This is a genomic window from Huintestinicola sp., from assembly GCF_051882455.1.
Taxonomy (GTDB): domain Bacteria; phylum Bacillota; class Clostridia; order Oscillospirales; family Ruminococcaceae; genus Huintestinicola.
Map to the genome: position 1 here is coordinate 36194 of NZ_JBJERV010000016.1, position 20267 is coordinate 56460.

18 protein-coding genes are annotated in these 20267 nt (G+C 48.6%); 15 read left to right on the forward strand and 3 right to left on the reverse strand.

The annotated features are described in order from the left end of the window. Window positions 1–5: 5 nt before the first annotated feature. Window positions 6–878 (reverse strand): LysR family transcriptional regulator, encoded by an 873-nt coding sequence (locus tag ACI4J0_RS02705; RefSeq protein WP_439764277.1) that lies wholly within the window; start codon window positions 876–878, stop codon window positions 6–8. A gap of 342 nt (window positions 879–1220) precedes the next feature. Further along, on the reverse strand, window positions 1221–1997 hold the full coding sequence (gene spo0A, locus ACI4J0_RS02710) for a sporulation transcription factor Spo0A (RefSeq protein ID WP_439764278.1): 777 nt from the start codon (window positions 1995–1997) through the stop codon (window positions 1221–1223). A gap of 735 nt (window positions 1998–2732) precedes the next feature. Here spo0A and ACI4J0_RS02715 point away from each other — a divergent pair. From ACI4J0_RS02715 to ACI4J0_RS02770, 12 genes are all read left to right on the forward strand, one after another. Beyond that, window positions 2733–3413 carry a ClpP family protease gene (locus ACI4J0_RS02715; protein WP_439764295.1) on the forward strand — a complete coding sequence of 227 codons (681 nt, stop codon included), beginning with the start codon at window positions 2733–2735 and terminating at the stop codon, window positions 3411–3413. Window positions 3414–3565: 152 nt separating this feature from the next. Beyond that, complete coding sequence (locus ACI4J0_RS02720; protein WP_439764279.1) at window positions 3566–4447, forward strand: undecaprenyl-diphosphate phosphatase; 882 nt, start codon at window positions 3566–3568, stop codon at window positions 4445–4447. Window positions 4448–4571: 124 nt separating this feature from the next. Then, window positions 4572–7367: a DNA translocase FtsK 4TM domain-containing protein gene (locus ACI4J0_RS02725; RefSeq protein WP_439764280.1), complete on the forward strand. Its 2796-nt coding sequence runs from the start codon at window positions 4572–4574 to the stop codon at window positions 7365–7367. An 8-nt stretch (window positions 7368–7375) separates the two neighbouring features. Further along, the gene (locus tag ACI4J0_RS02730; RefSeq protein ID WP_439764281.1) at window positions 7376–8131 is read left to right on the forward strand and encodes a Fic family protein; all 756 of its coding nucleotides are present in this window, start codon (window positions 7376–7378) and stop codon (window positions 8129–8131) included. A gap of 30 nt (window positions 8132–8161) precedes the next feature. Next, entirely contained in the window at window positions 8162–9034 is an 873-nt protein-coding gene (locus ACI4J0_RS02735) for a hypothetical protein (protein ID WP_439764282.1), read from the forward strand. Window positions 9035–9051: 17 nt separating this feature from the next. Then, window positions 9052–9363: a hypothetical protein gene (locus ACI4J0_RS02740; RefSeq protein WP_439764283.1), complete on the forward strand. Its 312-nt coding sequence runs from the start codon at window positions 9052–9054 to the stop codon at window positions 9361–9363. 18 nt (window positions 9364–9381) lie between these two features. After that, a complete protein-coding gene (locus ACI4J0_RS02745; RefSeq protein ID WP_439764284.1) occupies window positions 9382–11292 on the forward strand; it encodes a YgiQ family radical SAM protein in 1911 nt (636 codons plus the stop codon). Then, window positions 11259–12257, forward strand: coding sequence for a ComEC/Rec2 family competence protein (locus ACI4J0_RS02750; protein ID WP_439764285.1), 999 nt, complete (start codon window positions 11259–11261; stop codon window positions 12255–12257). The genes ACI4J0_RS02745 and ACI4J0_RS02750 overlap by 34 nt, the downstream gene beginning before the upstream one ends. Then, window positions 12257–12463: a DUF3006 domain-containing protein gene (locus tag ACI4J0_RS02755; RefSeq protein WP_439764286.1), complete on the forward strand. Its 207-nt coding sequence runs from the start codon at window positions 12257–12259 to the stop codon at window positions 12461–12463. The genes ACI4J0_RS02750 and ACI4J0_RS02755 overlap by 1 nt, the downstream gene beginning before the upstream one ends. 34 nt (window positions 12464–12497) lie before the next feature. Further along, on the forward strand, window positions 12498–13376 hold the full coding sequence (locus ACI4J0_RS02760; protein WP_439764287.1) for a MurR/RpiR family transcriptional regulator: 879 nt from the start codon (window positions 12498–12500) through the stop codon (window positions 13374–13376). A gap of 15 nt (window positions 13377–13391) precedes the next feature. Then, window positions 13392–13922 (forward strand): hypothetical protein, encoded by a 531-nt coding sequence (locus tag ACI4J0_RS02765; protein ID WP_439764288.1) that lies wholly within the window; start codon window positions 13392–13394, stop codon window positions 13920–13922. A 23-nt stretch (window positions 13923–13945) separates the two neighbouring features. After that, window positions 13946–15175, forward strand: a complete 1230-nt coding sequence (locus ACI4J0_RS02770) for an NAD(P)/FAD-dependent oxidoreductase (RefSeq protein WP_439764289.1) — start codon at window positions 13946–13948, stop codon at window positions 15173–15175. Between the two features lie 56 nt (window positions 15176–15231). On the opposite strand, the gene ACI4J0_RS02775 is transcribed toward ACI4J0_RS02770, so the two are convergent. After that, window positions 15232–16242, reverse strand: coding sequence for a LacI family DNA-binding transcriptional regulator (locus ACI4J0_RS02775; protein WP_439764290.1), 1011 nt, complete (start codon window positions 16240–16242; stop codon window positions 15232–15234). A gap of 513 nt (window positions 16243–16755) precedes the next feature. On the opposite strand from ACI4J0_RS02775, the gene ACI4J0_RS02780 reads away from it, so the two are divergent. The 3 genes from ACI4J0_RS02780 (at window position 16756) to ACI4J0_RS02790 (ending at window position 20129) form a co-directional block, all read left to right on the forward strand. Beyond that, window positions 16756–18183, forward strand: coding sequence for an ABC transporter substrate-binding protein (locus ACI4J0_RS02780; protein WP_439764291.1), 1428 nt, complete (start codon window positions 16756–16758; stop codon window positions 18181–18183). Between the two features lie 157 nt (window positions 18184–18340). Next, window positions 18341–19267, forward strand: a complete 927-nt coding sequence (locus ACI4J0_RS02785) for a carbohydrate ABC transporter permease (RefSeq protein ID WP_439764292.1) — start codon at window positions 18341–18343, stop codon at window positions 19265–19267. A gap of 1 nt (window position 19268) precedes the next feature. Then, complete coding sequence (locus tag ACI4J0_RS02790; RefSeq protein WP_439764293.1) at window positions 19269–20129, forward strand: carbohydrate ABC transporter permease; 861 nt, start codon at window positions 19269–19271, stop codon at window positions 20127–20129. The last annotated feature ends 138 nt before the right edge of the window (window positions 20130–20267 follow it).

Below are 20267 nucleotides of genomic sequence, written 5' to 3' on the forward strand. Positions count from 1 at the left end.
TCTCCTTATATTTCCTGTTTGTTTATCACGTTTTTCAGACAAAGGGCAAATGCGGCGGAGTATTCGTCGGGCTTATATCCCGAGGGGGTTATGAGAAAGTCGGTAAATCCGCCGCCCCACTGTATTTCCCGCTGGGCAAGCCCGTATTTCCTGAGCCTGCCTTCAGGGATAGGTTCGGCAAGCATATAAGCTTCGGGAAGATTTGAAAGCAGCTCCAAGGGGTCGGAGCCGTTTCGCAGGGCTATCCTTTTTTCGGTTTCTTCTCTGCTTTTATTATCCTCTCCCGAGGTGATGCATATATATCCCGAAAGGGCTTCGGGGGTCGGGTCTTTTATCTTCGGGATGGGGCTTTGAAGAGACGCTGTGAGCCTGTATTTTCCCGAAAATATCTGCTCCGAGCGGAGATTTTTTTCGTTTATGAGAGCGATGAAAAAGTCCCTGCATTCATCGCCGCAGCGGACTGCGGCAATTTTGCATATCCCCTCGCTCACATTCTCCGCCGCCAGATAAAAGGGGGCGGTGATACATTCGGTATTTACGGAAAGTGTACGGGCAAGCTGTGCAAGAAGCTCGGGCACATATCCTGCTGCGGGCACGCAGAAGGTGAAAAGCCCGGGAGAATTATCCTGCTTGTACAGTGCTTCAAGCTTTCCCATCTCCTCAAGCACCGCCTTTGCACGGGCAAGGAAACGCTCTCCCTCGGGTGTGGGATAGACCCCCTTTGCGCTTCGGCGGAAAACGGTTATGCCTATCTCGTTTTCCACTTCCTTTATCGCCTTGCTTAGGTTGGGCTGTCCCATAAAAAGGTTCGCCGCCGCCTTTGTCACAGAGCCTGTGCGCTCCACCTCGGTCATATATTTAAGATGCTGTAAATTCAATTTGGTTATTCACTTCCCCCATAGCGCCATATAAAAAAGTATATATTATATTATACTACCTTTATATGGATTTGTCTATATTTTTCACAAAGGTTTTATTTTTCTGCGTGACGGGATATCCTATGACAAAAAAATCCCTCCTATGATAGTATACCATAGGAGGAGAGATCTATAGCGATCCACAAAAATATCCTGCCAAGTTCGGCGGTTCAAAGCTTGAATAGTGTCGTCACTCACCCTTGACAGGCGGCAAGCCTGCCTGCGGGTTCGTTCCTAACTCTTCAAGCTTTGCACTCGCCTCCTTTTGTCAGTCTATTTCTGTGTCTTGCTATATATTTCATTTTACTTTACGGCAATACGGGATTTTTCGTTCTTTTTGTACTTGAGCCTGAGATTGTCGGTTATGAGGGCGATGAACTCGCTGTTTGTGGGCTTGCCCTTGCCTACGCTGACGGTGTAGCCGAAAAGATTCTGAATGGTGTCAAGGTCTCCCCTGTCCCAGGCGGTCTCGATGGCGTGGCGGATAGCTCTTTCCACACGTGAGGCGGTGGTGTTGAAGCGCTTTGCCACTGTGGGATAAAGAAGCTTTGTTACGCTCTCAAGCATTTCCTCGTCCTCAAGGCTCAGAAGGATCGCTTCTCTCAGGTAATGATAGCCCTTGATGTGGGCGGGTATGCCTATCTGGTGGATTATTTCCGTTACCACCATTTTCATATCCTCCTTGAGTCTGGGGTCGTCGGGGGGCAGCTCCATCTGTGCGGCGCTGCGGATAACGTTCACCAGCATATCGCAGTCAAAGGGCTTGAGCATAAAATATGCATTCTCCATTGACATTATCTGCCGCTCGGCAAACATATTCCTGTAGGCGGAGGTGACAATGAAAAAGGGCTTATGTACAAAGCTGCTGCAGCGCTTGATAAGCTCAGCTGCGTCTATTCCCGGGATTATGCTGTCAACTATGACCACATCGGGCTCCTCGCTGCGGATAGCTTCAAGGAGCGCAAGTCCGTCGCTGTCCCTCGTTACCGCAAAAAAGCCTCTTCCTCTCAGGGAATTTGCAAGCATACAGCCAAACTCCTTGCTTTCGTCTCCTATTATCACCTTGATTTTTTCATTCATTGCTGTTCTTCCTTTCTTTTTGTGTTTTTTACTTGTGATTTATTCACCCGTTGACATAATATTATCACGTATTTTTAAATTTTGCAATAGTTTTTGCGTTATTTTGGGGTAGAACAAATCCCGTGTTTTTCGGATAATAAAATAAAATTTTAATTTTTTTCACATTACGTGACACAAACCGAAAACCATTCGCCAAAATGGGCTTAACGGCTTCTTTACGTGGTTTGGCGACTTCGGACGGACTGTGGCTATGGCTGACATCCGCCGTTTTTTATTGCGGCTTTGCGCAGTTTGCCGTCAGATGGCAGTGCTTTTTGGGCGAAAATGCAATTTTTTGCAGCGTATAACTTGCAATCCTGCAAAAATTCATTGACATTGGCGGAATTGTGATGTATAATTTAAATGTATGACCCGGGAATATTTCCGCATTAAAAATATATAATAAGTTTTAACACCCAATAAAGCACACCGCACAGCAATGCGCCACAGGCGCATTGTGTTAACCCCTTTGCGGAGCTCTTGCAAGGATAAGGGGATTTCGCCCTCTGCGGAGGGCGACCAAAGGGCGCCGCCCTTTGGAAACCCGCCACCTTTGAAAAGGTGGACGAAACTTTTACCTTTGGGTGAAATAAAATAATTCCTAAACAGACTTTTTTGCGGGAGGTTTTTTCGGTGTCGGATAAAAAATTCAGCCGGAGCAATGAGGACGATGAAAACTCAGCCGCTTCGGAGCTTATTGACAAGGCGGAGCTTATCGAACGGGCAGGACAGGCGGTCTCGGAAAATTCCAAGCACCTTATCCACTGCCTTACCATAATCGGGCAGATAGAGGGGCATTACGCCGCTCCCCCGGGGACTAAGACCACAAAGTACGAGCATATAATGCCTGCGCTGGTGGCTATCGAGCAGGACCGCTCCATTGAGGGGCTGCTCATTATCCTCAATACTGTGGGGGGCGATGTGGAGGCAGGGCTTGCCATTGCGGAGCTTATATCGGGCATGAAGACACCCACCGTTTCGGTGGTGCTGGGGGGAGGTCACTCCATCGGCGTGCCCCTGGCGGTATCGGCTAAGCTTTCGTTTATCGTTCCCAGCGCCACTATGACCATTCACCCCGTGCGCATGAACGGGCTTGTGCTGGGCGTTCCTCAGACCCTTTCCTATTTCGAGGCTATGCAGAAGCGGATAACCGATTTCGTCTGCCGCAACAGCCGCATTTCTCCCGAGAGATTTTCTGAGCTGATGATGAACACGGGTGAGCTGGTGCTTGATATGGGCACGGTCATTGACGGGGAAACGGCGGTCAAGGAGGGGCTTATCGACAGACCGGGCGGTCTTTCGGACGCCATCGAGGCGCTGTATGAGCTTATTGAGACGGGTGAGCCCAGATATCCCGATGAGAAAAAAGAAAAGTAATTTTCAGTTTATATAATTTTTTGCATTTCTCCGTTTTCCGGAACGGAGAAATGCAAGCCGCATCGCGGTCATTTTTCTCTTATCATTATTTTAATGTGCAAAGAATAATTCATAGTTAATAAAGCATAAATTTTTTGAAAGGATTTTACATAATGACAATTATCGAAGCTATCATTCAGGGAATTATCCAGGGAGCTACGGAGTTTCTGCCCGTTTCAAGCTCGGGTCATCTCTCCCTTTTCCAGCATTTCACGGGGGTCACGGGAGATGAGGCGGTCTTTACCACCATTGCCCTCCACATCGGCACGCTTATCGCTGTTTTTATTGCCTTCCGTGAGAAGATATGGGCGCTCATTCTTGAAGCCCTTTCTATGCTCAAGGATATTTTTACGGGGAAGTTCACCTTCAGGGTGGGGGACGGAAACAGGCGAATGATACTTATGATAATCGTGTCCATACTGCCTCTGTTCGCTTTTTACATCTTCAAGGACTTCTTTACGGCGGTGTCCTCGGACAGCGACATCATTGCGGAGGGTATCTGCTTCCTTTACACGGCGGCTATCCTCACTATGGGCGACAGAGCTGCGCGCAAGACAGCCCAAAAGGGCGACGGCAAAACAGGCGGCGAGACTACGGTCACAGACGCTCTTGTTATCGGATTTTTCCAGGGCGTGGCGCTGCTTCCCGGTGTGTCAAGGTCGGGTTCCACCATTTCCGCGGGGCTGATGTCGGGGCTTAAAAGGGAGGACGCTGTGGAGTACAGCTTCATTTTAGGCATTCCCGTAATTCTGGCGGGCGCTTTGTCCGAGCTTATGGATATGGGCGGCGGCGATATGAGCTTTGAGCCTGTTCCCCTGCTTATCGGTATGGCTGTGGCGGCGGTGTCGGGCTACTTTGCCATCAGGCTCATCAAGTGGCTGATGAAGTCGGACAAATTCGGCATTTTTGCGGTGTACACCTTCATTCTCGGCATTCTGGTCATCGGCGCGGGAATTTTCGAGCTGGTTACGGGCAGCCCTATTATCCTCGGCTGATAAGTACGAATGTTCCTGATTTTTCGGGATAAATTCGTATGAAATGTCAATTGACTTTTAGGAACGATTGTGCTATAATGTTTATATATTCTCGGACGGAAAATTAAGAAAGGAAGTTAGAAAAGTGGCTGCTCCCAAAAAAGCTTCATCATCGGGTAAAAAGGCTCCCGCCTCCAAGGGCAGGACAACCAAGGCACAGCAGGAGGCAAAGCGCGCCAATGACAGGGTGCTGTGGTCTACGGTCATTTTCGCCGCAGGCATTCTCATTCTGGCGTTTCTGCTCTTCGAGGGCGAGTCGGCGTGGCTTGCCATACATAACATAATATTAGGTCTTTTCGGCGTGGGTGCGGTGCTGGTGCCCCCCATTCTCATTTATGCTTCGGTTATGATATCAAAGGACACCGAGCGTGAGACCGTTTCGGGAAAGGCGGCTCAGGGCTTGCTGCTGGTGCTGCTTTGCTGTGCGGTGATTCAGATCTTCTTCTCGGAGCCTATTGACCCCGACATTACCCTGGGCAAGCTCCTTACTGACCTTTTCGAGGACGGAAAGGCTATGCACGGCGGCGGTCTTTTCAGCGCGGTCATTGCTCTTCCATTGCTGAAGCTTTTCGGCAAGACGGGTGCGGCTATTATCGTTATTATCCTTGCTTTTGTTTTCGCCATGCTCCTTGCAAACAAGACTATTGTGGACGTTTTCAGGGCTGTAAAAAATATTTTTGCGGCGGCGGACGCTGCCCGTCCCGAGTATGAAGAGGTCGAGGAGTTCGTTCCTCCTCCGGGGGCTAAGAAACAGCCTAAGAAGGCTGTTCCCGCAAATACTCAGCCGACGCCGAAGAGCGTTCCCAATGCGGACGTTCCCGAAGCGGCTGCCGAGGAAAAGCGGAAGGATTTCAACATTGACATTCCTCTGCCCTTCGGTAAGAAAAAGGCTGTGACGGAGGCGGCAACGGCGGAAGAAAAGCCTGTCGAGACTGCTCCCGAGCCTGAAAAGCCAAAGAGCGCTGTGGAGCTGGAGGCAGATGCCATTGCTCGTTCCATTGAGGAGAACAATGCTCAGAGACAGGCTGCCAAGGCTGCTGCGGCTGAGGCAAGGTCTTCTGCAAATGAAAGTGAAGGCAAGTCAGAAAAGCAGGACGATCTGGCTTCCATTATCAGAAAGGCGGTCAATAAGCCTGCTGCAAACGGCGGCGATGCTTCTGTTTCAAGCGGTGCGAATGAGCCTGCCAAAGCTTCGGGCGGCATTCCTCTGTTTAAGAAGAATGACAAGGTGAAGGGCTCCACTCTTGCTTCAAACAAGATAGGCGATGACGAGGACCTTGATATGCCCGAGACTACGGCGCAGGACATTCAGAACGAAATTGCCGAGAATGTTACTGCTCCTGCGGAATATGTCATTCCCCCCATGGAGCTTCTGAAAAAGTCCTCCAACGAGCTTAATGCCGAGGAGGCTGAGGCTGAGATGAAGCAGAATGCTGACACTCTTGTGGAGACTCTCAAGAGCTTCGGCGTTATGACGAGGATCGTTGACATTCACAGAGGTCCTACGGTAACACGTTACGAGCTGCAGCCAAATGCGGGCGTTAAGATATCCAAAATTACGGGTCTGGCTGACGACATTGCCCTTAATCTTGCGGCGGCGGGCGTTCGTATACAGGCTCCCATTCCCGGCAAGGCGGCGGTGGGCATTGAGGTGCCAAACAAGATAAAGGACATCGTTACTCTACGTGATGTGCTTGACACCGAGGAATTCAGAAACGCTGAGAGCAAGCTTACCTTTGCGGTGGGAAAGAATATTGACGGCGAGATAATTCTGGGCGATATTGCAAAGCTCCCTCACGTTATTATTGCAGGTACTACGGGTTCGGGTAAATCCGTATGCACAAACGGAATTATTATGAGCATTCTTTACAACGCCACTCCCGACGAGGTAAGGCTGGTGCTTATTGACCCGAAGGTTGTTGAGTTTAAGATATATGACGGCATTCCTCATCTGCTCATTCCCGTTGTTACCGACCCACGAAAGGCGGCGGGTGCGCTGGCGTGGGCGGTGCAGGAAATGCTCAAGAGATACAAGCTTTTTGCGGACAACAACGTTCGTGACCTGAAGGGTTACAACGAGATGGCGGCGGAGACCGAGGGTGTGGAGCCCCTGCCACGTATCGTTATTGTTATTGACGAGCTTGCCGACCTGATGATGGCGGCGGCGGGAGAAGTCGAGGACAGCATTTGCCGCCTTGCGCAGATGGCACGTGCGGCGGGTATGCACCTTATCATTGCTACGCAGAGACCTACGGTCGATGTTATCACGGGTCTTATCAAGGCAAACATTCCTTCGCGTATTGCCCTCAAGGTGGCTTCGGGTATTGATTCACGCTCCATCATCAATGAGATCGGCGCGGAGAAGCTGCTTGGAAACGGCGACCTTTTATATTTCCCTACGGGCTATGCAAAGCCTGTGAGAGTTCAGAACTGCTTCACTTCCGACAAGGAAGTAACGGCAGTGGTGAACTTCATCAAGAACGGTGCGGGTGATGTTACCTACAGCGACGACATTATGAAGGAAATTGAGCAGAACATTCCCCAGCCTAAGGGTGAAAAGGAAAAGCCTGCGGACAACGGCAAGAGCTATGAAGGCTCGGACGAGGACGTTATTGACAGGGCTATTGAATGTGCGGTGGACGCCGGCGGCGCGGGCGTTTCCGTTTCCTATTTTCAGAGAAAATTAAAGCTTGGTTATGCCAGGGCTGCACGTATCATGGACGAGCTTGAGGAACTGGGAGTCGTTGGTCCCTTTGAGGGAGCTAAGCCCAGACAGGTGCTTATGACGAGGGAGATGTTCTTGCAGAGGAAGCTCAGCGGTAACGGCGGGGCTGCTGCTCCTGCGGAGGTTTCGGAGGAAGATGTGCCTTTTGAGGAGTGATATGTAAGATGGAAAGCATTTATGATAAAGTTCTTTCATTATGGCGTTCATTCGATATAAAAACGCCCTCTGATATTGACCGCTGTCTTGACAGCTTTCGCATTTTATTTGCGTACAACTCGGGGCGTATCGAAAATGAGGATATCTCATATCATGACACGAGAGAGATATTTGAAAACGGAAGAGTTTCGGGTTATACGGGAGATGTACGTGCTATTTTCGAGCAGCAAAATCAGAAGCTTTGCTATGAATTTCTCAAGGAGAAAATTATCTCGAGAGAGCCGCTTTCGATACCGCTTATAAAGGAAATACACCTTATTCTCGTTTCCGGTACTTATGACGAGGGACGCTTTCTGAAAAACGGAGAGCGGGCAGGCGAGTTTAAAAAGCACGATCAAGTTACCGGCAGAAATGAAGTAGGTGCCGCTCCCGAAGACGTGGAAACGGAGCTTTCCGAGCTTATTTCCGAGCTTTCCGAAAATGAGGGAAAGGATATTTTAAAGCTTGGGGCGTATCTTCACGCAAGATTTGAGTACATTCACCCCTTTGCGGACGGAAACGGTCGTGTGGGGCGGACTGTTCTCAACTACTTTCTGATGATAAACGGTCACCCGCCTGTTATTATTTATGACGAGGACAAGCGGCTCTATTACGAGGCTCTCGAAAAATATGACGTGGAAGAGGAGCTTATGCCTTTGTATGAGTTTCTGAAATATGAGACGGAAAAGACCTGGCAAATGACTTTGGAAAGACAAAAATTATAGGAATAAAACCATAAGGGGGCGAGCAAGTATATGAAACACAAGGTCCTTAAGCCGTCTGCGGGTATCATTGCTGTTGATAACAGACCCTTGGAAATTCAAGTGTCCCAAAAGGCTTCTTTCCCCGTGGGGAGGATAGTTCAGACGGCGATAGACTGGGGATATCTGCTGTATCTCATTCTGTATATTTTTCTTGCGGGAAGTGAAAACACAGGGCTGCCCCGTGCCGCTGCATTTATTCTTCTTGCTCCGTTTGCGGTGGGGCAATTCTGCAAATTCCGTGCAGGGGAAGAGGGCAGATATGCTTTCGCTGAACGGTTTGTTTCTGTGGTGATAACCGTTTTTGAGGCGGTGGTCATGCTTACTGCGGCAATGGCGTTTTCCATGCCTCAGGCAATACCCGAGGAGCCCTCGGGGACAAAGCTGTCCGGAAGCTATTCGGCGGCGGATATCTCAAAATTGAGCGTTGTGGCTTGCACAGGCAGCAATGCTTCGCACTATTACGTTTACACGGTGGATATGGAAAACAGGACGGCGGCAAAGGAGACATATTCATACAAGTACAAGCAGGGCGAAGGCGGAGAATATGTTGTATCCGAGACGATAAGCAATGTTTTTTCCGAGGAAAAGGCGGCTGAATTTACAGAGTTCTGCGACGAGGTGCTTATCACCGAGTGGAACGACGTTTATATGCCCGAGAGGGAAATTTATGAAGGTCTTGACGAGGCGCAGAGCTTTCAGGTTCAGTATTACGGCATCTCACGGGGCGGTTACAGGAAATATTTGCTTGAGTACAAGGACGGCAGTTCGGACAGCACGATAATGTATGACCACGCCATAGATGTGCCTAAAGACAGCAGCAGGGTTATTCCGCGTATTTACAAGCTGCTGACAAAGTATAACTGAAAGGAACGGTCAATAATATGAACCGCAATGTTCTTATTAAGCTGAGAGTTATCTCGCTTATTGCACTCCCCTTTTTATTTTTATTGTCGGCGGTGCTGACGGTGCTGTTTTTATGCGGAATTTCTGCAAATGAGGATATCCCTTATCTGTGCTTTGCCGCAGCTATGCTTATAAACAGCGTGAACATCATCACAAATCTTTATGTAAAAAAAGAGGATATGGACAATGCATTACCGCAAAGGCTTAGAGGCAAGGGATTTATGGTGTTCTGGATAGTAACTGCTGCGGTATGGCTTATAAGCTATGTACTGTTTGTATTTTTAAAATAAATTTTTTCGGGTGATAATATGCCATTTTTACCAATTTCAAAAGAGGATATGAAGGAAAGAGGGATAGAGCAGCTTGACTTTATCTGCATTACGGGTGACAGCTATGTGGACCACCCCTCCTTCGGCATTGCAATAATTTCACGAATGATAGAAGACTCGGGCTTTACCGTGGGAATTATCGCTCAGCCCGACCCCAAAAGCGACAGGGATCTTAAAAAGCTGGGTGCGCCCAAATTCGCTTTCCTCATTACGGGGGGAAATATTGACTCTATGGTGGCGCATTACACCAGTGCAAAGAAAAAGCGCTCCGACGACGCCTACACTGCGGGCGGCAAGGCGGGAAAGCGTCCCGACAGGGCGACTATCGTTTATTCTCAGGCGGTAAAGCGTATTTTCGGCAAGGATATGCCTGTTGCTATAGGCGGCTTGGAAGCATCTCTTCGGCGGTTTGCTCACTATGATTACTGGGACGACGCTGTGCGGCCGTCTATTCTCGAGGACAGCGGCGCTGACCTGCTTATGTACGGTATGAGCGAGCATCAGATAGTGGAGATCTGCACGAGGCTTGCTAAGGGCGAGAAAATTTCCGAGCTTCGGGATATAAGAGGCACGGCGTATCTCTGTGACCCGAGGGAAACGCCTTACGGGGCGGCGGAATGTCCTTCCCTTATGCAGGTCAGGGAGCACAAGGAAGAGTATGCAAAGGCGTGCAAAATTCAGTATGACTGGCAGGACGAGATATACGGCAAGACCATTATTCAAAGGCAGACAAGCAAAATGCTGGTTCAGCTGCCCCCTGCTTATTCTCTTACCACCCCCGAGCTTGACCACGTTTACGAGCTGCCTTATATGCGGACCTATCACCCGATCTACGAGAAGGAAGGCGGCGTTCCCGGGATACAGGAGGTGGAGTTTTCCATTACCCACAACAGAGGGTGCTTCGGAAACTGCAATTTCTGCTCCATTGCGCTCCACCAGGGGCGGAGAATTTCCGTTCGGAGCAAGGAGAGTATTCTGAGAGAAGCAGAGCTTTTGACAAAGCTGCCTAATTTCAAGGGGTATATACACGATGTGGGAGGTCCTACTGCGAATTTTCGTGCTCCCTCCTGCACTCATCAGCTGACTCACGGGCTTTGCAAGGGCAGGAAATGCCTTGCCCCGGAGCCTTGTAAAAATCTTGAGGTAGATCACACCGAGTATCTGGATATCCTGAGAGAAATTCGGAAGATAAAGGGCGTTAAAAAGGTTTTTATCAGAAGCGGTATCCGATATGATTATCTTATCGAGGACAGGAACGAGGAATTTATGCGGGAGCTTATCCTGCATCACGTGAGCGGTCAGCTTAAAGTGGCTCCCGAGCATTGTTCGGCGGCGGTGCTTGATATGATGGGCAAGCCCCACATTGAGGCGTACAAGAAATTTCAGGACAAGTTTTACAAAATGACGGGAAAAATCGGCAAGGAGCAGTATCTTGTGCCCTACCTTATGTCCTCTCACCCCGGCAGCACGCTGAACGAGGCGGTGGAGCTGGCGCTTTTCCTCAAGAGCCTTAAAATGCGCCCCGAGCAGGTGCAGGATTTTTATCCCACTCCCGGAACTATTTCCACCTGTATGTTTTACACGGGGCTTGACCCTTACACCATGAAAAAGGTGTATGTGCCGAGAACGGCGGAGGAAAAGGGTATGCAGAGGGCACTCTTGCAGTATTTTCGTCCACAAAATCAGAGGAAATGCATTGAGGCGCTTATCAAGGCTCACCGCACCGATCTTATCGGAAACGGAAAGGAATGTCTTGTTCGTCCCGACGAGCAGTACAATGCTTATCTCAGAGAAAAGGCTGCGAAGGCAAAACCTTCGGGCAGAAACAATACCCGTTCAAAAGGCAGGAATGACAGATGGCAAAAGGAAAAAGGCAGACGGGGTCGGTAAGCAGACTTCTTAAAATACTTCCCACCGCTCTGCTCATTATGGTGATGTGCGTGGGCATTTGTCTCGGCGTTCTCATTGAGACAGGGTGGGTATCGCTGGGTGATGTTCAGCAGGCGATCGGATTTACTGTTCCCGATATGCCCGAGGGGGGAAATGTTCCCGAAGCGGCGAGGGATTTTGCGGTTCACGTCATTGATGTGGGGCAGGGTGACAGTATCCTCATTATGGCAGGCGGAAAAAGCGTTCTTATTGACGCGGGTGAAAAGGAATACGGCGGAAAAGTCGTTTCATTCCTCAAAGATAAGGGCATTACGAAGCTTGATTATCTGATAGCGACTCACCCTCACTCAGATCACATAGGCGGTATGGCGGAGGTGGTCTCGGAGATCGGGGCTGAGAAGATAATCGTGCCGAAGCTCCCCGATGATATGGTCCCCACCACTAAGGTCTATGAGAAATTTCTGAAATCGGTGAAGGACGGCGGTATGAAGCTTACGGCTGCCAAGGCAGGAAAGGTTTACGATATCGGGGAAATTGACGGTCTGCCTGTGACTATGACCGTACTTGCGCCCGGTGAGGGGGCAGAGTTTGACGACCTGAATGACCGGTCGGTCTGCGTGAGAATCGACTTCAACCGCATTTCCTGGCTTTTTACGGGTGACCTCTCCGAGGAGGGTGAAAGGGCGCTTATTAAAAGCGGACAGGATATTGATGTTACGGCGTACAAGGTGGGGCATCACGGCAGCTCTTCTTCATCTTCGGAGGAGCTTCTTGAGAAGGTCACGCCGAGACTTTGCGTTATCTCCTGCGGCGAGGGAAATTCCTACGGGCACCCTCATAAGGAGGCTGTGGGCAGGCTGGAAAAGTACACGGGCAGCATTTACCGAACAGACCTTTGCGGTACAGTTTCCGTTTATTCCGACGGCGAAAAGCTTTATGTTTCAAAACAGGGAGGCGGCTCATAATGCTTATTCTTGAAAGGCTTCGGGGCGATACGGCGGTCATTTCGGGCGACAGCGGGGAATTTTCCGTTTCCGCTCATATGGTCAGGGGCTGCAGGGAGGGTGATGTTATTATTCTCTCGGGTGACGCTTATATCACGGATACCATTGCTACAGAAAAACGGCGCAAGGATATTATTTCGCTTCAAAATTCCCTTTGGGATGAATGATAGATGATCAAATTTTTTGAAAGAGGGGCTTAATATGCAGAACAATCTGCCTGCTATGCTTACGGAAAGACTTCCGAAATTATCTAAGGGTCACAAGAAAATTGCCGAATACATTCTCGGTCACTACGACAAGGCGGCATTTATGACCGCTTCAAAGCTGGGAAATATCGTCGGCGTCAGCGAGTCCACCGTTGTCCGCTTCGCTACGGAGCTGGGCTTTGAGGGTTATCCCGAAATGCAGAAGGCTTTGAAGGAATTTACCAGCAACAAGCTCACTACCGTTCAGCGTATGAATGTGATGAACGACCAGCTGGCAGGCGAGGACGTTCTGAACAGAGTTCTGAATTTCGACATTGAGCAGATAAGAAAGACCCTTGAGGAAATTGACAAGGATAGCTTTTACACCACTGTTGACGCTCTTGTTGCAGCCAAGAACATTTACGTTATCGGTGCGCGGTCGGCTTCGGTGCTGGCTCGTTTTATCGTTTTCTACTTCAACATTATGTTTGACAACGTTAAGATAATCCACACCACAAGTACAAGCGAAATGTTCGAGCAGATCCTCGGTATCGGCGAGGGGGACATTATGATAGGCGTTAGCTTCCCCAGATACTCAAAGCACACTGTCAAGGCGTTCAGATACGCTCACGAGAACGGCGCAAGGGTCATTGCCATTACCGACAGCAAGGCTTCTCCTCTGGCTCAGTATGCGGATCATCTGCTGCTGGCTCACAGCGATATGGCTTCCTTTGCGGATTCTTTAGTTGCTCCCATGAGCCTTATAAATGCCCTTATCTCGGCGGTGGGAATGAGAAAGCAGGAGTATGTTTCCAAGAACTTCGAGCGCCTTGAGGAGATTTGGGAGAAATATGAGGTTTACGAAAAGACCGACGACAAGGATTTCAGCTTATAAGACGGGAGTGGTGAGATGAAAAAGCTTATCGGGTTATTTTTTGAAAAGGCTCTTTTCACGGTTGGTGTGCTGTGGTCGGCTTTCTGCGTGCTTGGAATATTTGCCAGCGCCGCAAATGAGGAACACAGGGATAATATTCCCTTCGTCTTTGCCTGTCTGGGTATAGGCATTGCTATGATACTTTGGGCTAAGCACAAGAGAAGGCTCAGAAACCGCGCGGAGGTATATGCTATGTGCCTGGCGGACAAGCCCGAATCAGAGCTTTCCGAAATAGCAAGGACTATGAACATTCCCCTTGAGCAGGCTGTAAGAGAGCTTGAGGAGCTTATTGACAAGGATTATCTCAACAACATCTACATCGACAGAGCCGAGGGCAGGGTAAAGATATTATCCGAGGAAAAGGGCGGACTGAAGCTCATTAACGGATATCGGTTCGTGACCTGTCAAAGCTGCGGAGGCTCTAACAGGATATCGGGCAGCGCTGAGGGAAAAAGATGCAGCTACTGCAGGGCTCCTCTGACGGAAAGATCGGAAGCTGCAAAATAAAAACTTGAAAGGCAGTATTATTTATGGCAGACTGCATTATTATCGGCGGCGGCGCTGCGGGGCTCATGGCGGCGGTGACGGCAGCGGACTTCGGAAAATCCGTTATACTTTTTGAGAAAAATCCCCGTGTGGGCAAAAAGCTGCTTATTACGGGAAAGGGTCGCTGCAACGTTACAAACAACTGCATTAAAGAGGATTTTTTTGCTAATATCCCCTGCAACGGGCGTTTCCTTTATTCCTCCTATGCTGCTTTTGACTGCTCGGACACTATGAGCTTTTTTGAAGATCTGGGAGTTCCTCTTAAAACCGAACGGGGAAACAGGGTATTTCCCGTAAGCGACAGGGCGGAGGACATAGTTATCGCTTTTGAGAGAGCCATAAAGGAACGCTCGGACAGGATAACTGTCAAAAATGCAAAGGTGACGAGGATACTTACGGAAAACGGCGCTGTTACGGGAGTTGCAGCCGATGGTGCAGCTTATCATGCGCCTTCGGTGCTTATCGCTTCGGGAGGACGCTCCTATCCGAAAACAGGCTCGGACGGGGACGGTTACAGATTTGCAAAGGAGCTGGGGCACAAGGTCATTCCCCTTCGTCCTTCCCTTGTTCCTATGGTGAGCGAGGAGGAGTGGTGCAGGGAGGCTATGGGGCTTTCCCTTAAAAATGTTACTCTCACTCTCGTTGACGGCTCTGACGGAAAAAAGCTTTTCTCGGAAATGGGGGAAATGCTGTTTACCCATTTCGGCGTGTCGGGTCCCCTGGTATTATCCGCTTCGGGGCATATTCGGAAAATGGAGCGGGGCAGGTACAGGCTTATCATCGACTTAAAGCCTGCTCTGGACGAGAAAACGCTTGACAGCAGGCTTCAGAGGGATTTTTCCGAAAATGCAAACAGGGATTTTATAAACAGTCTGGGAAAGCTTCTTCCCGCAAAGCTCATTCCCGTTATTGTAAAGCTTTCGGGAATTCCTTCAGAAAAAAAGGTAAATCAGATATCAAAAAAAGAGCGGACGGAGCTTCTTCATCTGCTGAAAAATCTGACGGTGACTATAAAGGACTTTCGCTCCATTGACGAGGCTATCGTTACGGGGGGCGGTGTGAATGTCAGCGAGATAAATCCAAAAACTATGGAGTCAAAGCTGATCCCGGGGCTTTATTTTGCGGGTGAGGTCATTGATGTTGACGCTTATACGGGTGGATTTAATTTACAGATAGCCTTCTCTACGGGCTATGCAGCAGGAATAAATATGTAAATCAAAAAACTCCGCCGAAATACGGCTTCAAAGGCTGTATTTCGGCGGAGTTTTATTTATTTGAAATTCAGTGACGCTACGGAGTCCTTGAAGATTATCTTTCCCTTGACCTGTATCATTCCTATCTGCTCGGAGGGGGTCTTTATCTTTGAAAGCAGGGCGTCTACGGCAATGGCGGACATCTTTTCCGTATTTACCTCGAAGGTGGTGATGTTCGGAACGGTGATGCTGCTGTACACGGAATTGTCAAAGCCCGTTACGGAAATATCATCGGGGACACGATATCCCTTTTCCGATAGCAGGGACATCAGTCTGCTTGCAGTCTCGTCGCAGTTGCAGACAAAGGCGGTGGGCATTACGATAGGCAGCTCAAGGGGGATAAATTCGCCTGTTTCGGTATTTCTGTCGCTTATGAGATAGTAGTCCGAAAGGCGGATATTATGCTCGATAAGGGATTTGGCATAGCCTAAATATCTGTCCTGGATACTGCTGGTGGCGTGGATATTGCCCACAAAGGCTATCTCGCGGTGGCCGTTGTCGATAAGGTAATTGGTCAGCTCGTATGCCGCATAGAAGCTGTCCCCCACCACGCAGCTCTCGGCGGTGAGCTGATTGTAGAAATCAAGGAAAACTACCGGTATCTTGGTGTTCATAACGGCGTTTATATATTTGTCGGATATCTGTCCCAGGATAATGATCCCGTCCACCCTCTGATGGAAGAAAATATCGGGGAGCAGCGCTTTTTCCTCATTGCCCGAGGTGAGAGTGTGGAAAAATGCGTAATGCTTCTTCTGCTGGAGAGCGGTGGAAATGCCCCGCATAAATTTGAAGTAAAAGGAGTTTTCCGACATATACCGCTCGGCTACGATGATACCGATATTTCCGCTGAGGGTCTTTTTCTTCTTTGCTTCAGTGCCGTATTTATAGCCCATTATCTCGGCGGTCCTGAGTATTTTCTGCCTCAGCTCGCCGCTTACGCCGCTTTGTCCCGAAAACGCCTTCGATACCGATACGACGCTTATCCCGAGCTTTGCCGCTATATCACGCATAGTAACGCTTTTTGCCAAGTTTTTCACCTCCCGTGCGCTGTCTGAAAGTAAATTTACAGACTAATTTTAGCACATTTCCCCGAACTTTTCAAGCTATATTTTTAGCTTAATTTAGTAAACGCATTTCAGGCTAAAAAGTGCTGTATTTTATGTCTTGTTAGCTTATTATCAAAGCTAATTTAGTTTGCATTTCTTAATATTATATGAGCATTGTATTTCGTAAATATATATTTATCACGTGCAATCGTTTTCTTATTATGTCAGAAATTTGCGTTTTGCAAAAATATGTTAATCAATTTGAGCATAACGAACAAATGATACGTATCAAATTTGTCAACGTCAACAAAGATTTGTGATAGTATTCTGAAATTTGTGAAAAATTTACAAAGCTAACAAAATCCTACTGTGTGAAATGCCGCTATTTAGTTTTTTGCTTGACTTATGAGCGAAAACAACTATAATGAAACTATCGCAGAAAACCACAGGCAATGAATAACACACAATGCTAAATTTTTAATGGAGGTCATTAAAATGAACACAAAGTTTAAGAGAACTGCGGCTATGTGCGCCGCACTTGTAATGGCAGGTACAGTTCTTACCGCTTGCGGAGGTTCTTCCGAGGGCGGCTCTGCATCCACCGACGCTCCTGCAGGCGAGACAACCGCTGCTGCAGCAGGAGATACAGCTGCTGCCGATAACGGCGAAGCTGCTCCCGCAGGCGAGTCTTCTTCCGAGCTGAGCGGCACCATCAAGGTTCTTCACCACCGTACCGACAGAGACCAGGACGGCACAATGGCTAAGCTCACCGAGGGCTTCAACGCTCTTTATCCCAATGTTAAGGTAGAGTATCAGTCCTTCACCAACTATGCTGACGATATCGCTACAATGATGCAGTCCGACAACTACGGCGACGTTGTTATGACCCCTCAGGCTCTCAAGCAGGCTGATCTTCCTAACTTCTTCGCTCCCTTCGGTTCCTATGACGAGCTTTCTCAGAAGTACTACTGGCTGGAAAACTACAGCGTTGACGGACAGGTTTATGCGCTTCCTACAGGCGGTACAGCTTCCGGTATCCTCTACAACAAGAAGGTATGGGCTGACGCAGGTATCACAGCTCTTCCCACAACTACTGAGGAATTCCTCACCTGCCTCAAGCAGATCGAGCAGAACACCGACGCTATCCCCTACTACACCAACTACAATGCAAGCTGGTGCATCACTCAGTGGCAGTCTCTCGTAGTAGGCGCTTCCGGTGATCCCGATTACAACACCAAGCTCCTTACCGACAGAACAGACCTCTTCTCCGCAGGCAGCCCCTATGACGCTGTTTACGGCACACTCTTTGACATCTACGCAGATCCAACACTCCACGAGGAAGATCCCATGACAACCGACTGGGAAGGCTGCAAGCCCGCATTTGCACAGGGCAAGATCGCTACAATGGTTCTCGGTTCCTGGGCTATCAGCCAGTTCCAGGAGGCTGCTGTTCAGGTAGGCGCAGATCCTGCTGACGTTGGATATATGCCTTTCCCCAACAGCATTGACGGCAAGATCTATTCCGTTTCCTCCAACGACTACATGATGAGCGTTAACAAGAACTCCGCTAACCTTGACGCTGCTATGGCTTACGCAAGATGGTTCTGCACAGATTCCGGCTTCGCTCAGAACGAGGGCGAGATCTCCGGTCTCAAGGGAGCTGCAATGCCTGAGACCCTTTCCTCCTTCGACGAGCTTGGCGTACAGCTCTTCGTTGAGAACCCCACTCCCGCTGACCTCATCGGCAAGTGGGACGAGATAGCTAAGGCTTCTGAGGTTGATCCTTGGGGCGACGCTTCCACAAACTACAAGTTCAGAATGGCTGAGGCTGCATTCGACGGCAAGGGCAGAGAGGAATATGACAAGATCGCTGCTGACGTTAACGCTGCCTGGGCTGCTTCCAGAGATGAAATTCTCGGCTAATTTATAATCCACGCTTCCTTCTTTAAATTTTTCTTTCTCTCCGATACTGTATTCTTCTGCGGTGCATCTTCACACCGCAGAATGATACGGTATATTCATACCCGAGGGTATGCTGTACGCTTAAACACGAAAATAACCCGAAAACGAGGGATATGCTTTGACTAATAAAACCATGAAAATGGAGCAGCTGACAAGACCCAAGCTTTCCAAATCTTATGTTGAAAAGATGGTCACAGTTTGTCTTTTCCTGCTTATTCCCACACTTCTGCTTGTCGTATTCACCTATATTCCCGCTGCTGAAATGGTAAAGTTCAGCTTTGAGGAAAGAGACCAGTTCGGTGTAAACGTCAAGTTTGTGGGTCTTGAGAATTACAAGACAGTTTTTTCGACGCCTGAGTATTTCGCTGCTTTCAAAAACAGTATTTACTACCTTGTAGGTTCATTTACCCAGCTTGCACTCGCTCTTTTTATTGCCACTATCCTCTGCTCCAAAATCAGATTTGCAAATTTCTTTAAGGGAGTCGTTTTCTTCCCTTATATGATCAATACCGTTGCGGTCGCTCTTATATTCCGCAGATTTTTCCAAAAGGGCGACGGCATAACCAATACCGACGGAACTCTCAATTCCATCATTGCTCTGTTCGGAGGAGACCCGGTAAAATTCCTCTCCACCGAGGGGCTTGTCAACATCTGCCTCGTGTTCGTTTCCATATGGAGATATATCGGCTTTGATATCGTAATGTTCATAGGCGCGATACAGTCTATCTCCCCCGATATTTACGAAGCCGCAGATCTTGACGGTGCAAACCGCTTCCAGGTATTCAGGTACATAATCGCTCCCGGTATCAGACCCATTATCCTTCTTCAGATGATACTTGCAGTCAAGGGTGCCATCAGTGTTTACGAAATTCCCTTTATCATCACAGGCGGACGCTTCGGTTCAAGCACATTCGTTATCCAGACAACGGAAACGGCGTTCAAGTTCCAGAAGGTCGGGCTTGCCTCGGCGATGGCTGTGGTGCTGTTCCTGATAATCGTCATCGTCACGGTGATACAAAAACTGGTTCTCAAGGAGGAAAAGTAAAATGGCTGAAGCAGCGATCAAAACGGGCAGCAATAATTTTGTACCCAAGCTTTTTACCTTCCTGAAATACACAATTCTCGTCATTGCCTGCCTTGTGGTCTTCATTCCTCTTGTAGTAGTGTTCTTAGGTTCTTTTAAAAACAATACGGAGTTCCTTTCTTCCAACGTTTTTGCGCTTCCTACAAAGTTCGAATGGTCAAACTACAAGACCGCGTTCATTGACGGCAAGGTCCTTTTAGGTCTGAAAAACACAGCGATCATCATCGTTATCTCCTGTACGGGAACAATAATTATCGGTACAATGACAGCCTATGTTCTTCAGCGCTTCAAGACCGTTCTGGGAAAGGTCCTCAAAGCAGCGTTCCTGCTTGCCACCCTTTTCCCCTCTATCTCAATGCAGGTAACGGTTTACCGCATTATGAACAGCTTCCACCTTGTGGGCACCATGGCTGCTCCCATTATCCTCTACATAGGAACGGATATTGTTTCCATTTACATCTTTATGCAGTTTCTGGATAACATCTCCTATTCTCTCGACGAGAGCGCCATTATCGACGGAGCAAACTACTTTACGGTATTTTTCAAGATAATCCTTCCCCTGCTTCGTCCCGCGATCGCAACAGTTCTTATCATCAAGGTCATCAGCATTTACAACGACTTCTATACTCCTCAGCTTTATATGCCCAGCGAAGAGCTGTCGGTGGTCTCCACATCGCTCTACCGCTTCATGGGTCCCTACGGAGCTAAATGGGAGATAATCTTTGCAGGTATCGTTATCTGTATCATTCCTGCGCTCATCATCTTCCTCACACTCCAGAAGCAGATATATGCAGGTCTTGTAAACGGCTCTGTAAAGGAATAACTTCAATAACAAAGAACTATCCCGTCAGGCTCAAATGGGTCTGACGGGAATTTTGTATTATTTGTATCTCATACAGAAGCATGATTATACTAATAACCAATTGTTCTATGGATAAAGACGGTGGATAGAATACGACAA